Origin of the sequence: Buttiauxella sp. BIGb0552 (assembly GCF_004366275.1) — a bacterium.
Taxonomy (GTDB): Bacteria; Pseudomonadota; Gammaproteobacteria; order Enterobacterales; family Enterobacteriaceae; genus Buttiauxella; species Buttiauxella gaviniae.
Map to the genome: position 1 here is coordinate 12,784 of NZ_SODY01000001.1, position 15,334 is coordinate 28,117.

16 protein-coding genes are annotated in these 15,334 nt (G+C 48.6%); 9 read left to right on the top strand and 7 right to left on the bottom strand.

The features are described 5' to 3' along the window. Window positions 1-143: 143 nt before the first annotated feature. Both EDF88_RS00060 and EDF88_RS00065 read left to right on the top strand, forming a co-directional pair. A complete protein-coding gene (locus tag EDF88_RS00060) occupies window positions 144-671 on the top strand; it encodes a GNAT family N-acetyltransferase (protein WP_134182074.1) in 528 nt (175 codons plus the stop codon). Between the two features lie 55 nt (window positions 672-726). Next, window positions 727-1,371 carry a metallophosphoesterase gene (locus EDF88_RS00065; RefSeq protein ID WP_064511920.1) on the top strand — a complete coding sequence of 215 codons (645 nt, stop codon included), beginning with the start codon at window positions 727-729 and terminating at the stop codon, window positions 1,369-1,371. A 2-nt stretch (window positions 1,372-1,373) separates the two neighbouring features. Here the strand turns inward: EDF88_RS00065 and EDF88_RS00070 are convergent, their stop codons facing one another. The 5 genes from EDF88_RS00070 to yebS all read right to left on the bottom strand — a co-directional run bounded on the left by EDF88_RS00070 (window position 1,374) and on the right by yebS (window position 7,385). Further along, entirely contained in the window at window positions 1,374-1,565 is a 192-nt protein-coding gene (locus tag EDF88_RS00070; RefSeq protein ID WP_064511919.1) for a YebW family protein, read from the bottom strand. Between the two features lie 105 nt (window positions 1,566-1,670). Then, window positions 1,671-1,910 carry a YebV family protein gene (locus tag EDF88_RS00075; RefSeq protein ID WP_134182076.1) on the bottom strand — a complete coding sequence of 80 codons (240 nt, stop codon included), beginning with the start codon at window positions 1,908-1,910 and terminating at the stop codon, window positions 1,671-1,673. 113 nt (window positions 1,911-2,023) lie between these two features. Beyond that, on the bottom strand, window positions 2,024-3,466 hold the full coding sequence (gene rsmF / locus EDF88_RS00080) for a 16S rRNA (cytosine(1407)-C(5))-methyltransferase RsmF (protein WP_134182078.1): 1,443 nt from the start codon (window positions 3,464-3,466) through the stop codon (window positions 2,024-2,026). A 72-nt stretch (window positions 3,467-3,538) separates the two neighbouring features. Continuing rightward, the gene (locus tag EDF88_RS00085) at window positions 3,539-6,172 is read right to left on the bottom strand and encodes a PqiB family protein (RefSeq protein WP_064511872.1); all 2,634 of its coding nucleotides are present in this window, start codon (window positions 6,170-6,172) and stop codon (window positions 3,539-3,541) included. Next, a complete protein-coding gene (gene yebS, locus EDF88_RS00090) occupies window positions 6,141-7,385 on the bottom strand; it encodes a membrane integrity lipid transport subunit YebS (protein WP_064511871.1) in 1,245 nt (414 codons plus the stop codon). The genes EDF88_RS00085 and yebS overlap by 32 nt, the downstream gene beginning before the upstream one ends. Window positions 7,386-7,556: 171 nt before the next feature. On the opposite strand from yebS, the gene EDF88_RS00095 reads away from it, so the two are divergent. The 4 genes from EDF88_RS00095 to htpX all read left to right on the top strand — a co-directional run bounded on the left by EDF88_RS00095 (window position 7,557) and on the right by htpX (window position 11,975). Next, window positions 7,557-8,045: a GAF domain-containing protein gene (locus tag EDF88_RS00095; protein ID WP_134182080.1), complete on the top strand. Its 489-nt coding sequence runs from the start codon at window positions 7,557-7,559 to the stop codon at window positions 8,043-8,045. A 104-nt stretch (window positions 8,046-8,149) separates the two neighbouring features. Then, entirely contained in the window at window positions 8,150-8,830 is a 681-nt protein-coding gene (gene proQ, locus EDF88_RS00100) for an RNA chaperone ProQ (protein ID WP_034455172.1), read from the top strand. Between the two features lie 20 nt (window positions 8,831-8,850). Continuing rightward, window positions 8,851-10,899, top strand: a complete 2,049-nt coding sequence (prc, locus tag EDF88_RS00105; RefSeq protein WP_064511869.1) for a carboxy terminal-processing peptidase — start codon at window positions 8,851-8,853, stop codon at window positions 10,897-10,899. A gap of 194 nt (window positions 10,900-11,093) precedes the next feature. After that, window positions 11,094-11,975, top strand: coding sequence for a protease HtpX (htpX, locus tag EDF88_RS00110; RefSeq protein ID WP_134183195.1), 882 nt, complete (start codon window positions 11,094-11,096; stop codon window positions 11,973-11,975). 45 nt (window positions 11,976-12,020) lie between these two features. Here htpX and EDF88_RS00115 read toward each other — a convergent pair whose 3' ends face one another. Continuing rightward, window positions 12,021-13,397 carry an MFS transporter gene (locus EDF88_RS00115; RefSeq protein ID WP_064511868.1) on the bottom strand — a complete coding sequence of 459 codons (1,377 nt, stop codon included), beginning with the start codon at window positions 13,395-13,397 and terminating at the stop codon, window positions 12,021-12,023. A gap of 179 nt (window positions 13,398-13,576) precedes the next feature. Between EDF88_RS00115 and kdgR the strand changes: the two genes are divergently transcribed. Continuing rightward, window positions 13,577-14,368: a DNA-binding transcriptional regulator KdgR gene (kdgR, locus tag EDF88_RS00120; protein ID WP_034455177.1), complete on the top strand. Its 792-nt coding sequence runs from the start codon at window positions 13,577-13,579 to the stop codon at window positions 14,366-14,368. 46 nt (window positions 14,369-14,414) lie between these two features. Here kdgR and EDF88_RS00125 read toward each other — a convergent pair whose 3' ends face one another. Further along, the gene (locus EDF88_RS00125; RefSeq protein WP_034455179.1) at window positions 14,415-14,657 is read right to left on the bottom strand and encodes a YobH family protein; all 243 of its coding nucleotides are present in this window, start codon (window positions 14,655-14,657) and stop codon (window positions 14,415-14,417) included. A gap of 157 nt (window positions 14,658-14,814) precedes the next feature. On the opposite strand from EDF88_RS00125, the gene mgrB reads away from it, so the two are divergent. Together mgrB and EDF88_RS00135 are read left to right on the top strand one after the other, a co-directional pair. After that, window positions 14,815-14,958, top strand: coding sequence for a PhoP/PhoQ regulator MgrB (gene mgrB / locus EDF88_RS00130; RefSeq protein WP_074391970.1), 144 nt, complete (start codon window positions 14,815-14,817; stop codon window positions 14,956-14,958). Between the two features lie 74 nt (window positions 14,959-15,032). Next, a complete protein-coding gene (locus EDF88_RS00135) occupies window positions 15,033-15,320 on the top strand; it encodes a YebO family protein (RefSeq protein WP_134182082.1) in 288 nt (95 codons plus the stop codon). The last annotated feature ends 14 nt before the right edge of the window (window positions 15,321-15,334 follow it).

Sequence of the window (15,334 nt, forward strand, 5' to 3'; positions counted from 1 at the left end):
TTTATGCAGCCTTTTCTATTTGTAACGCTGACTCGCTTTTCCTTCAACTCCCACGAACGCAGTGTGCTGATTGTGTCTCAAGCCGTATGGCGGCAAAATAAGTAAAAAATCGTACGCCAATAATACGTTTGAAGGATATGAGCATGGTTAATGCAGCGCCTCGCCTGGAAACTGAACGTCTAATTCTCCGCCATTTTACGCTGGATGATTTTCCGGCATTAGCTGCCTGTTGGGCGGACCCAGAAATGGTGAGATTTATTGGTGGTGGACAACCGCAAGGCCCGGAAATGACTTGGGGAAGATTGCTGCGTTACATCGGTCATTGGCAGGCGCTGGGTTACGGCTACTGGGCTGTCTTTGAAAAAGAGACTGAGCGTTATATTGGTTCGTTTGGTTTTCAGGACGCACAACGTGAGTTAACTCCAGCGCTTGAACTTCCAGAAGCAGGATGGTCACTGATTCCAGCTGTTCACGGTAAAGGCTATGCCAGCGAAGCGCTAAACGCGATTCTGCAATGGGCTGACCGTGAGTTTACGACACCAGTTTGTTGCATTATTGATGATGACAACCTGCGTTCCATCCATCTGGCTGAGCGATTTGGTTTCCAGTTCCAGCATTTTGTTGAATACCACGGCAAGCAAATCAAAATGTTCATTCGTTCTGCCCGCTAACCATTACTGCCCACTGGTTTATAATTGAGCAATAAATAAACAAAGTGGGGGCGGTATGTATCAGAGAATTGACGGCGAAGAGTGGCGGCATGTGTTTATTGTTGGTGATTTACACGGCTGTCTCTCTGAATTAATTAGCCAGCTTAAACTTCATCATTTTGACTATCATCAGGATTTACTTATCTCGGTGGGTGATCTTATCGATCGCGGTGCAAACAGCCCAGGATGCCTGGCACTGCTCGGTAGTAAGTGGTTCAAAGCAGTAAAGGGCAACCATGAAGCGATGGCTTTAGAGGCGCTTGACGAAGGTGAGGGGATCCTCTGGCAGATGAACGGTGGTGATTGGTATCGGGAATTGCCAGAACAGCGTCAACATAATGTGCAGCTAGCCTTATTACAGTGCCGCGATTTGCCGTTGGTGATTGAACTTCATACACACGACAAGACGCTGGTTATTGCTCATGCAGACTACCCTTCAGCACATTACAGTTGGAATCAGCCCGTCGATGAACATTTACTGGTCTGGAGCAGGGATCGGCTTAATAAGAATTTACAGGGACGAGGCGAGGATATCGACGGAGCTGATGAGTTTTACTTCGGGCACACGCCGCTCAAAGAAGTGAGTCATTTTCATAATCAATATTATATTGATACCGGCGCGGTGTTTGGTAATAAGCTGACTATGGTGCAGGTTCAGTAACACTACAACGAGCTGTATTCTTGCGCCGGGCGCCAGAAACTATCAATAAAATCTTCCACCGGGAAACAGCCACCGTAGCGTATCCGCTGCTCATCCATAGCGAACAGGCACTGCTGTTCAGTATTAAAGACATCTACCACAATATCTTCGCAGCCGCCGTCCAGGTAGCAAACAAATAAAACCAACGCAAACATGATTGCCTTTGAGTTGCACCGTTTGGCTTAATTGTAGGGGAAGTCACGAGAAGAGGGTAATCAGTGTCAATTAATTAACCCGTCTGGGCGACGGGTCACTTTGAGTTATGCAAGGCGCATGACCCAGGCATCAGATTTTTGGTCGTAATGTTGACGGTAGAGGACTGAATGTTCGCCATCAAGGACGGCGGGAATGCTTGTTTCATCATCCCAGGCATCAAGTTGCATGCACAGGTCCGGGTCGGATTTACAAGGGATGCTCAACGTGCGGTCCCCTTGCTGCTCGCCATGTAATTCAGCATCATCAATTTCGAAGATGCCTATTCGTACGCAAGTTTTCGTCATCTCGCTCTCCTTGGGTCTGGGTACATGTGGTATGACCAGTAAGGCCTCCCACAGTAGAGCGTAGACAAACGTACAAAAACTGCAAACTACATGGCGACTATTTTTTTTACGCATCAGCCCCTGGCGGCAAACAGTTTTCCGTCGCGAACCAATTCACGCGGATAGCTATTTTTCAGGCGAGATCCAACTTTTCTTGCCAGACCAAGAGGTTGCCCCTGGTATGTCACAACAACCTCATTTAGCGCGGGTGATACATCGGGGTAAATATCGCGACCGTGATACCACTCGTCCGCTTCAAATTCAGTAAGCGCAAATCCTAGCGGTGAATCACCAGGCACCAGGGCTATGACGGCTTCATGCTGCCAGCGGTAACCTTTGTTGTATTGCTCAGCAAGGCGCAAACCAATACGTGAAAAACGAACCTGGCCAAATAGCGGAATAATCTCTTTGGGAAATAGCCAGATTTCTTTATCTCTCAACCAAAGTTGTTGGTCAGCTTGCCAGGCGATCCCAGACTGTTTTGCAGCAGCGGTTACTTCCGCAGCTTGTTTTCCGTGCATTGGTACAAACGGGAATTTCCCCACTTTGTAACCGGGGGCCGGGAGCGCTTCTACGGATGCAGTTTTGCGCAGACGAGCAACAAAGAATCCTTCGCAATCGTAAATTTGCGGGAAAACATGCAGGTAACCTTCGGCGGTAATAGCTTTATTCGCCTCTGGGAACAGATCGTCAAGCGGGGCGATTTCAACTGCATCAGGCCACTCATCCAGTAACCACTGGCAAATTTTCTGATTCTCTTCACGGTTTAAAGTGCAGGTGGAATAGATCAACGTACCGCCGGGGCGCAGCGCATGAAAAGCACTGGCAATCAGCTCACGCTGCGTATCGGCAATGCTCGCAGTGCTTTCTGGCGTCCAGTTGCGCAGGGCGTCAGGATCTTTACGCACCACACCTTCACCTGAGCACGGGGCGTCCAGCAAAATTGCATCGAAACACTCCGGTAGCGCAGCACCAAACACCCGGCCATCAAAATGCGTCAACGCGACGTTGCTGATACCACAGCGGCTGATGTTAGCGTGTAGCACTTTTACCCGACTAGCGGAATATTCATTGGCAAGGATAGCGCCATGATTGCCCATACGCGCAGCAATTTGCGTGGTTTTGGAACCAGGTGCCGCCGCGACATCCATAATCCGGTCCGGTTGATTGCCGTCAGCAAACAATGCCGTAACGGGTAACATTGAACTGGCTTCCTGAATGTAGAACAGACCACTTAAATGTTCGGCAGTACTACCCAACGGCAGGCTTTCTTCATCATCTCGTTCAATCCAGAACCCTTCTGCGCACCACGGAATCGGTGTCAGATGCCAGTCATAAGAGGCGACAAGCGCAAGAAAATCGTTGACCGAAATCTTGAGGGTATTTACACGCAAGCTGCGACGCAATGGGCGTTGGCAATACTCGATAAAGCTCTCGAGAGTTTGATCTGCCGGGAGTGCATCACGAATAACATCAAGAAAAGCTTGCGGGAGAAAGGCGGTGTGAGAGTGAGCCACTAAGGAAGTCCAGAAAAAAATGAAGGAGCGATGGTAACACAAACGCCCCGGTGAGACACCGGGGCGAAAGTATTAGCGAGGCAGTGCGGTGCCCCATTGACGCCACTCTTTAGGCTCACTTTGCTCTAACAGGAAGTGTTTACCCGTTTCTGCTTTCGGTGCCAGTGGTGTACCAGGCGGCGTGGCGAAGGCGATACCACCGCGGATGAACTGGTTGAAGGTGCCGGTTTTCACTACACCACCCGTCAGACCGAAATCGAGACTATAACCAGAGGCCAGCCAGAATACTGAGCTATCACGCACCAGATGCTGGAAGCGCTTGCTGATACGCAGGCCGACCATCACGCGGTCAGAGAGGTTGCCGAGGGTTAACCCGGTCACCGTACCCACTTCGATGCCGCGGAATAGTACTGGCGTACCGATGTTTAGTGCGCCCGCTTCAGTCACTTCTACAACGATGTTCAGACCGTCTGAATAGCGAGAGTCGGTAATAGAGGCTTCCTGCAATTCAAAGTCACGACGTGCTGCGCCGCGGCCGGGTTCAACGTTGATATAAGGCTGGAGGATAGTATCGAGATTATCCACGCCAGAGGCCGAAATTTTCGGGGTGACAACAGAGAAGCGTGTGCCGCTGCGAGCAAATGTCTCTACAAACTCAGGGTAGAGTACCGCTTTGGCTTCTACTTCACTGCGTGAAGCTGTCAGATTCAGCGACTCAAGCTGGCCGATGTTAATACCCAGATAACGGATTGGCATACCTGCGGAAAGCTTACCTGCGTCAAAGGTGTGCAAGGTAATCTGGCTGCCAACGGCACGGGCGGCGGTTTCAGAGGCGTAAAGTATCCGCTTATCACCTTTTTTCAGGCCGACGCTTGCGCCACTTAAGTTGTCGAAACTGATTGCCCCTTTTAAGGCGCGTGAAAGCGGTGAAGCCTGAACCGTCAGGCCGCTACCGTTAAGTTGCACGCGTGCGCCACCTTCAGCCCAGAAGACGCTGTTGGCGGTAAGCAGACTGCGATATTCCGGTTTAACGTTGACGTCGATATCAAAACTATTCGCTCGTGGACGCACGCTGATAATTTCACCGACCTGGAATTTACGATAAAGCACCACTGAGCCGGTCTGAATATCTGGCAGGCTGGCCGCGGTTAACGTTAATGTGGTCGTTGGTAGGTCGCTCAGGCTGTTTTCCACCGCCTTTTCAAGGTTGGCGTAGAGTGGATAGCTATCTTTCATAGCGCCTTTGTTACCTGGAATGACCCTGACACCGCCGTTGACCCATTCGCTGGCGCTGGCGCCCAGGAATTCAACGCCATCGATACCCAGCTTTACATCAATACGGCTGTTGACGACGAATTTGCTGTCGCCCTGAATCAAATGGCGATATTCAGGATCAATAGCTGCGGAGAAGGTGACGCCTTTTGCCGACAATTTGCGTTCAAGAATCTGCCCTACCTGCACGCCATGCAAAATAATCGGCTGGCCTGCATCAATGCCATAACTTTCCGGTGCCGTGAGGTTCAGGGTCAGAACATCAGGTTGCTGCAAGAGAGTTTTATCGCTTGGGAAAACCACAAAATGATTTTGCGGTTCACCTTCACCGGGCACCAATTCAAAAGTACTTCCCGTTAACAGACTGCTGATATTCGGGTTGCTGAGGGAAATCTTAGGGCTGCGCAATTCAATGCGTGTTCCGCTCCGCATCAAATTGACAACGCTTGGGTCCACCGTCATTTGACCGGTTACCGTGCTGCCTGGATTGAGGTTTAGTTTTGTCAGCGTTCCGACTTCAAGCCCTTGATACATCAGCGCGGTTGAACCGGCGTTTAAACCTTGTCCGCTCGGCAAATCAAGATCGATGATTACGCCACGCTGGCTATGCGCTAGATCTTCATACAGGCCAAACTCATCATCAGCTTTGGCTTCGGCTGAGTTTTCAGGTGAGTCAAAGGCGATAGCGCCGTTGACCAACGCCGCCAGGCTTTCTAGCTGAACTTGTGCGCCGGAAAGACTTACGTTGGCTTTTACCCCGGATACGTTCCAGAAACGGCTGCCTTTCTTCACCAGTTGGGTGAAGCGGCGATCAATAAGCACGTCAATAGTGACGCCCTGCTTATTGTTGTTGATGGTGTAGTCATACACTCGGCCTACCGGAATTTTGCGGTAATAAACTAGCGATCCACTGTTAAGCGAACCTAAGTCAGGAGCATGGAGATGAATCATCAACTCGCCGTTATTTAGGCGATATTTCGGTTGGGTATCCAGCGCGGTAAAATGCTCCTGCGGCTTGCCTTTACCTGGCATCATGCCGATATAGTTACCGCCTACCAACGCATCTAGCCCAGAAACCCCAGCCAGCGAAGCTTTCGGTGTCACCAGCCAGAACTGAGTATCTTCACGCAGTGCGTCTTTCATATCGCTTTTGACGCTGACTTTAACTTCAATTTTGCGCAGGTCTTTACTTAGGCTGATGCTTTGCACCGTGCCTACTTCAACACCCTGATAGCGTACAGGTGTGCGCCCGGCAACAATGCCGTCGGCTGAAATAAAATCAATAGTCGCTGTGGTGCCGCGCTCTTCCCAGGTTGTCCAGATGAGCCAACTGGCAATCATCAAGGCGATAATTGGCAGTAACCAGAAGGGCGAAATTCGGCGTTTTGTTTTAATTCGCGCTTCAGTCGGTGAAGCGGGCATTTCCTGACTCATGTGCGTCCCAAAGTAGTCGGCTATCCAGCCATTCGACTGCAAGAATAGTTAAAATAACCGCTGCGCCAAAATAAAACGCAGCCGGTCCCATAGTAAATGCCAGTAATTGATCGCGGTTAACCAGCGACATCGTTAGCGAAATAACAAAGAGATCTAAAATTGACCAGCGGCCAATCCAGGTAATAAAGCGTAGCAGCAAAATTCGCGTTCTAAGTCCTCGCTCGCATTTGAAATGAATGCTTACCAGCAGTGAAATCAGCACGATAACCTTGGTGAATGGCACCAGGATACTGGCAATGAAAACCACTGCGGCGACGGCAACATTACTGCTAGCTAGAGAGATAATGCCGGAAAGAATAGTATCTTCCTGACGCGAACCATTGACGTAAAGAATCGAAATTGGCAGTAGGTTGGCCGGCAGTAGGAAAATTAACGAACCGATTAATGCTGCCCATGATTTTTGTAAGCTGTGGCGACGACGTGCTCTTAATGGCACATGGCAACGAGGGCAACGCCCACGGCTGTCAGGCACTCCTGTGAAATGGCAGCCCAGGCAAACTCGTAACTGGGGACCCCACGCTCGAGGAGGTCGCTGTGGATAAAAGCGAGCCCATAGCTGTTCTACATTTAGGTGAATTAGCGTCAACAGGCTCAGCACCACTAATGCAATAAACGCCACGAGACCTACGCCCGGTTGGATAAATGCAAACTCTCTGACTTTGATGCAGGCCACACCGATAGCGACCAGGTAAATATCTAACATTACCCATTCTTTGAGTTTATCAAGCATGAGTAAGACCGGGCGTAAATTCATCCCAAGAATATTACCAAAGTAGAGGTAAGCAATTGCGGCAACTAATGTTGCTGGCGCACCCACAGCACAGAACAACACCATTGCGGCTGTCAGGGGATCACCCTGGCTAGTCATCTGCCATATGCCCTGGAACAAGTTGGCATCTATTCGCGTACCCAGTAAATAGATGCGTACCAGAGGCTCGGAAAAAGCGACAGGCATAAGCAGTAGCATGGCAATTGCCATTGCCGCCAGACGAGTAAGTGACCAGTCGCGTCCATGGTAAACTTTGGCATCGCAGCGTGGGCAATACGCGCTCTGCGAGGATTTAACCGACGGTAACGAGAAAAGTGTATCGCATTGGGGGCAACGCTGATAACGTGCCTGCGGTACAGCATGGCTAATGGCGTGTATTTTCATGTGTCATCGTAAACTGGGAATACCGCTGGCGCATGGGGTATCTCAATGGGTTATGAAATATTCGTTAAGCGTATAGTAATTCATTGAATGATACACCTTGTGGCATAAGGCATTTAATGCTTATTTTACTATGCTATGCAGTTGAGTAAGACAACATACTATGGTTAATCAATGAACAAAGAACAATTTTACGCGGACTTGAACCGCGATTTCAGTGCGTTAATGGCAGGTGAAACAAGTTTTTTGGCGACGTTGGCAAATACCAGCGCGTTGCTGTTCGAACGTCTCGACTGCGTTAACTGGGCAGGCTTTTACCTATTAGAAGACGAGACTCTGGTTCTGGGACCTTTCCAGGGCAAGATTGCTTGCGTTCGTATCCCGGTAGGAAAAGGTGTTTGCGGTACTGCGGCTTCCACTAAAAGCATCCAGCGCGTCGAAGATGTGCATGCTTTTGATGGTCACATCGCTTGTGACGCTGCCAGCAACTCCGAAATTGTCCTGCCACTTACGGTAAATGGCGAGCTAATAGGTGTTCTGGACATTGATAGCACGGAGTTTGGGCGCTTCACACCTGAAGACCAACTCGGCTTATCTCAACTGGTGACGCAGCTTTCGCTGACGCTTGCCGACACGGATTTTAAAAAATTCTTCACTCGTTAGCATGATAAACAACGGATAACGTGGCATTTGCTGATAGCGTCATTATAATGTCGCCTGTTCATGCCTGCGGATTGTTGGCAACTCCGTTGTAATCAGGAAATTTCATGGAAAATCAACCTAAGTTGAATAGTAGCAAAGAAGTCATCGCCTTTTTGGCAGAGCGTTTCCCACAGTGCTTTAGCGCTGAAGGTGAAGCCCGCCCCCTGAAGATTGGTATCTTCCAGGATTTGGTCGCGCGCGTTGAAGGGGAGATGAGTCTCAGTAAAACTCAACTTCGCTCCGCGTTACGTCTTTATACTTCAAGTTGGCGTTACCTGTACGGTATCAAAGTCGGCGCAATCCGTGTTGATCTCGACGGTAACCCTTGTGGTGAACTCGATGAGCAGCACGTAGAGCATGCTCGCAAGCAGCTTGAAGAAGCAAAAGCTCGTGTTCAGGCACAGCGTGCAGAGCAGCAAGCGAAAAAACGTGAAGCGGCTATTGCTAACGGCGAAACCGTTACCGATAAACCTCGTCGCGAACGCAAGCCTCGTCCTGCTCCGCGTCGTCCAGAAGCTACAGAACGTAAACCTCGTGTAGAAAAACCGGCGCCGCAAGCTCCGCGTGAAGAAAAACGCACTCCGGTTACAGACATTTCTGCTTTGCAGGTGGGTCAGGCAATCAAAGTCAAAGCGGGTAATAACGCGATGGATGCCACAGTACTGGAAATTACCAAAGATGGCGTCCGTGTACAGCTGACTTCTGGTATGGCAATGATCGTACGCGCAGAACACTTGCAGTTCTGAAACGGAGGCCAGACCCGGGCATGAACAAATTCTTTAAGCGTACGGCTGTCGCTAGTCTGTTGTTTCTTGCAGGTAGCGCACTGGCCGTCGAAAATATCACGCAAGCTTCTCAAATCCCGCAGTTAAAGGAAGAGACACAGCATGCAACGGTGAGTGAGCGTGTAACTTCACGCTTCACTCGCTCGCACTATCGTCAGTTTGACCTGGATGAAAATTTTTCCGCAAAAATTTTCGATCGCTATCTAAACCTCCTCGACTATAGCCACAACGTGCTGCTAGCCAGTGACGTTGAGCAGTTTGTGTCGCGGAAAAAACAGATTGGCGATGAATTGCGCACCGGCAAACTGGACGTATTTTACGATCTCTACAATCTGGCCCAACAACGTCGTTTTGAACGTTATCAATACGCGTTGAAGGTGCTGGAAAAACCTATGAATTTCACGGGTAACGATACCTTTAATGTTGACCGCAGCAAATCGCCGTGGCCTGCAAACGTTACAGAGTTAAATTCCCTGTGGGACAGTAAAGTTAAATTTGACGAACTGAGCCTGAAGCTGACCGGTAAGACCGATCAGGAAATTCGTGAAACGCTGACCAAGCGTTATCAGTTCGCCATTCGCCGTCTGGCTCAATCCAATAGCGAAGATGTTTTCTCTCTTGCGATGACAGCCTTTGCCCACGAAATCGACCCGCATACCAATTACTTATCGCCACGCAACACAGAACAATTCAATACCGAAATGAGTTTATCTCTGGAAGGTATTGGTGCTGTGCTGCAAATGGACGATGACTACACGGTTATCAACTCGATGGTAGCGGGTGGTCCTGCTGCGAAAAGCAAAACGATTACCGTTGGTGACCGTATTGTTGGTGTCGGCCAAACAGGGAAACCTATGGTTGATGTGATTGGCTGGCGTCTTGACGATGTCGTTGCGCTGATCAAAGGGCCTAAAGGTAGCAAGGTTCGCCTGGAAATCTTACCGGCAGGTAAGGGTACTAAAACACGTGTGGTTACCTTAACCCGTGAACGCATTCGTCTTGAAGATCGCGCCGTCAAATTGACGATTAAAACGGTCGGTAAAGATAAAGTGGGTGTGCTGGATATCCCAGGCTTCTACGTTGGTCTGACAGATGATGTCAAAGTCCAGCTTCAGAAGATGGAAAAACAGAACGTGAAAGGCGTGATCATCGATTTACGCTCGAACGGTGGCGGTGCATTGACCGAGGCTGTCTCACTTTCTGGCCTGTTTATCCCAAGTGGCCCAGTTGTTCAGGTACGTGATAACAACGGTAAAGTGCGTGAAGATAGCGATACTGACGGCGTTGTCTACTACAAAGGTCCGCTGGTGGTGATGGTTGACCGCTTTAGTGCTTCGGCTTCTGAAATCTTTGCAGCAGCAATGCAAGACTATGGGCGTGCGCTAATTGTGGGTGAGCCTACCTTCGGTAAAGGCACTGTTCAACAGTACCGTTCTTTGAATCGTATCTATGATCAGATGCTGCGTCCGGAGTGGCCTGCGCTTGGTTCTGTGCAATACACCATCCAGAAGTTCTACCGCATTAATGGCGGAAGTACTCAGCGTAAAGGTGTAACGCCAGACATCATGATGCCTACCGGTACTGAAGAGACTGAGACTGGCGAGAAGTTTGAAGATAATGCGCTCCCTTGGGATAGCATCAACGCCGCTACTTACGTTAAGTCAGGCGATCTGACTCAGTTTGAGCCGCAATTGCTTAAACTGCACCAGGATAGAATAGCAGCCGATCCTGAGTTCCAGTACATCATGAAGGATATTGCTCGCTTCAATGCCCTGAAAGATAAGCGCAATATTGTTTCCCTGAATCTTGCTCAGCGCGAGAAAGAGAACCAGGAAGATGATGCTACGCGTCTGGAGCGGATTAATGACCGCTATAAACGAGAAGGAAAAGCGCCGTTGAAGAAACTCGACGACCTGCCGAAGGATTATCAGGAACCTGATCCTTATCTCGATGAAACGGTTCATATCGCGCTGGATTTTGCAAAAATGCAGCAAGATAAACCAGCTGAGCAACCCGCTCCTGCTAAGTAACTCCTCCAACGGGCACAAAATTTTGTGCCCGTTTTTTTTACCTCTATCAAGCCGCGTAAATCAACCTCTTCTTAAATGTAAAGTTATGTATTATTAACCACTTGGCAACGATGAATGCTTGAAAATAGCAAGCTTGCCCCTACGATGTGGGGTAACGCAGAATGCGTATTTTTAACCGAGGTAAAAAGAAAATTATGATGCGTATCGGGCTTTTCCTGTTGACCAACCTTGCAGTCATGGTCGTTTTCGGGCTAGTGCTAAGCCTGACGGGGATCCAGTCGAGCAGCGTGCAGGGTCTGATGATCATGGCGGTGTTGTTTGGCTTTGGTGGTTCAATCATCTCATTACTGATGTCCAAATGGATGGCATTGCGTTCAGTGGGCGGGGAAGTGATTGAGCAACCGCGCAATGAAACAGAGCACTGGCTGATGGAAACAGTGCGCCAACAGTCTCAGCAAGCGGGTATCGCCATGCCGCAGGTGGCTATTTACCATGCGCCAGATATTAATGCGTTTGCCACCGGCGCTCGTCGTAATGCATCGCTTGTTGCTGTTAGCACCGGTCTTCTGCAGAACATGAGCCGTGATGAAGCAGAAGCGGTTATCGCACACGAAATCAGCCATATCGCGAATGGCGACATGGTAACCATGACGCTGATTCAGGGCGTAGTGAACACCTTCGTAATCTTTATTTCTCGTATCATCGCGCAAGTCGCTTCTGGCTTCTTGTCTGGTAATCGGGATGAAGGTGAGAGCAACAACGGCAACCCGTTTGTCTATTTTGCCATTGCGACTGTTCTGGAACTGGTATTTGGTATTCTGGCGAGCATCATCACAATGTGGTTCTCACGTCACCGTGAATTCCATGCTGATGCCGGATCTGCAAAATTGGTCGGTCGTGAAAAAATGATTGCCGCACTGCAGCGCCTGAAAACCAGCTATGAACCGCAAGAAGCTAGCAGCATGATGGCGTTTTGTATCAATGGTAAGGCGAAGTCTATGAGTGAATTGTTCATGACTCACCCACCGTTGGATAAACGCATTGAAGCGCTGCGTAACGGCGAATACCTGAAGTAGTCGTAAAACGTGGTAAAAAAGCGTGCCATCGCTGGCACGCTTTTTTTATGCCTGCGAAGTCGTAGGTTGGGACATGCGTAAACTGCTGACAATGGCGGCGATGGTTGCAAAACTCCCTGCCAGTAAAAGCGAGGCATGCGTTCCGTGAATCGCGAAAAGGTTGAACATCAAAGCCACCAGGGCTGCACCGCAACTCTGTCCTAATAAACGAGCCGTGCCTAACATGCCACTAGCACCGCCGCTGCGGTTACGCGGCGCTGAAGAAATAATGGTGTGGTTATTAGGTGACTGGAACAAACCGAACCCAGCACCGCACAAAAGCATGCGCCAGATGATATCGATATCGGTAGGGTTGTGTGGTAACAACGCTAAAGCAAATAAACCGAATGCCATAATAACAAGCCCGAGCCCACCCAGCAGCCCTGCATGTACTCGCCCAATCAAATGACCTGCAACCGGAGCCATTATCATTGTTGCAATTGGCCACGGTGTGAGAAGCAGACCCGTTTCGACTTCGCTGCGTCCTAATGTTGATTGCAGGAAGAAGGGAAGTGAAACCATCGCTAGCATTTGAGCGGCGAAGGAACAAACGGACGTTCCCATAGATAATGAAAATACAGGAATACGTAATAAATCCACGGGTAACAGAGGGAAGGGCAGTTTCAGTTGGCGACGAATAAAGAAGAAGCCAATCACAGCTAATGCAACGAGCTCGGAAATGATCAGCCACCCTGACTGCCCTTGGGCAAAACCACTAATTGCCGAGATCAACAGACCGAACGTCAAGGCATTCATAATCGCGCTGGGGATATCAAAGCGTTGGCCCTGTGATTTTTGTTGATTGGGAGGTAGAAAACGAATTGCTAGCAATAGCGCGAGAATACCAATTGGCACATTAATCAAAAACAGCCATTTCCAAGACGCGACAGAAAGAATAGCGGCGGCAATAGTTGGCCCGGCAGCTGAGGATACGGCGACAATAAACGAGTTAATTCCCATTCCGCGGCCGAGATGTCTTTGCGGGTAGATAAGCCTGATGAGAGCAGTATTGACGCTCATTAATGCGGCACCGCCAAAGCCCTGAAGCACACGAGCAAACGTCAACATGGGCAATGAATTCGACAGCGCACAGAATAGTGATGTCATGCAAAACAGAATCAGCCCGCACTGATATACCCGGCGATAACCAAAAATATCGCCTAAGAATGACATCGACAGTAACGAAATAATTATCGCGATTTGATAGCTGTTCACTATCCAGATGGATTCTGCCGGACTGGCGTTTAGTTCTCGGGCAATAGTTGGAAGTGCTACGTTTGCGATCACGCCATCCAGAACTGCCATTGTGATACCCAACGCAATGGCCAAAATAGCACCATAGCGCTGCGGTATTGGCAGCCCATCAGCAAGGGTTTTATCCATAAGGGAAATTTAACTTCATGGGTGATTTATTCGAAGAGCAATAATAATAGCACTAAATTTAAGGGATATGTCGCAGATTTGTAACGAAATAGAATAGATTCATTGCGATGACATGGTAGTCAACTTATACTAAAAACCAGTTCTGATTTTTATAAAACAAATGCGATCGAGGTGATTTAATGGCTATCGCAGATCTGGATAAACAACCTGATTCTGTCTCTTCTGTCCTGAAAGTTTTTGGCATTTTACAGGCGCTTGGCGAAGAACGCGAAATTGGTATTACTGAATTATCGCAACGCGTAATGATGTCAAAAAGCACCGTCTATCGCTTTTTGCAGACTATGAAATCCCTGGGTTATGTTGCTCAGGAAGGCGAATCTGAAAAATACTCGCTAACCCTAAAGCTGTTTGAGCTGGGTGCGCGTGCATTGCAGAACGTTGATTTGATTCGTAGCGCAGACATTCAAATGCGAGAACTATCGCGTTTGACGAAAGAAACCATCCACTTGGGTGCGTTGGATGAAGACAGTATTGTCTATATCCATAAGATTGACTCTATGTACAACCTGCGCATGTACTCGCGCATCGGTCGTCGTAACCCATTGTACAGCACCGCGATTGGTAAAGTGCTTCTGGCGTGGCGCGATCGCAATGAAGTGCGTGAAATCCTTGCTGATGTGGAATATAACCGCAGCACTGAGCGCACTATCATGAGTACCGACGAATTGTTGGACGTTCTGGATACCGTGCGTGAGCAGGGTTACGGTGAAGATAACCAAGAACAGGAAGAAGGTTTACGCTGCATCGGCGTACCTGTTTTTGACCGATTTGGAGTTGTTATTGCCGGTTTGAGTATTTCATTCCCGACACTTCGTTTTTCTGAAGACAGGCTCCATGAATATGTAGCGATGCTTCATGACGCAGCGCGAACTATTTCTGAACAAATGGGTTATCACGAATATCCATTCTGATGAAAGAGAAAACGCCGCTATTTAGCGGCGTTTTCTTTATATGTTCCTAGTTACCCGTATCGATAACTTCATCACTTTTACGCAATACTGGGCAATCGCTAAGTCCGATAATTCCACTACTGGTATGAACAAATTGTGCGGTGGTGACATTTCGAGCAGTTAGGTATTTGCATTGAAGCCCCATACCTGCAGCATTTTCATGACTTCCAATCAAAACTCCATATCCAGAGAGGAGTAAACCGATCCACAAAAGCGCTATTACAATAATAGTGCGGATCACAATACGCATAGGTGCCTCTTATTATTAAGTAATTAGACTTCTAAGCGTAGCGGATTGCACTGTACTAGCAATGTGATGATTCTTAAATAATATACGTGAGAGTTATGTGTCGTTTAGGCTGTCTATGTCAGACTTTACAATAAATAGGAAAGAGGTGGAGAGTGTAGTGAGAAAGTACAGATGGCTTATTCTGATTGCGGTTTTTTTCGTCTGCATGCTGCTATGGACCCAAATGGTCAATGTAATGTGCGATCAGGATGTACAATTTTTCAGCGGCATTTGTACAATTAATAAATTTATTCCCTGGTAGTGTGTTTTTATCCACATAGTGCTTACCTTAAGACCCGGCAGGTGTAGAATAGCGCGTTTTGCTGAGGTGGTAATATGAACGAATTAAGTGTTGGCGCGTTGAATATCGTGTCCCTGACAGTTTCCCTGGTGGTACTGGTTATCGGCCTCGTAATGTGGTTCTTTGTTAACCGTGCAAGTAGCCGCACCAATGAACAGATCGAGCTTCTTGAAGAGTTGCTGGATCAGCAAAAGCGGCAGACTGCACTGTTACGACGTTTGTGTGAAGCGAACGAGCCTGAAGTAGTCAAGGAAGCACCAGAAGTAGCAAAGGAAGATGACGAAGTGGAAGATGATTTTATTCGTCTGGTCGCTGAGCGCTAATCCTGATTAACCTG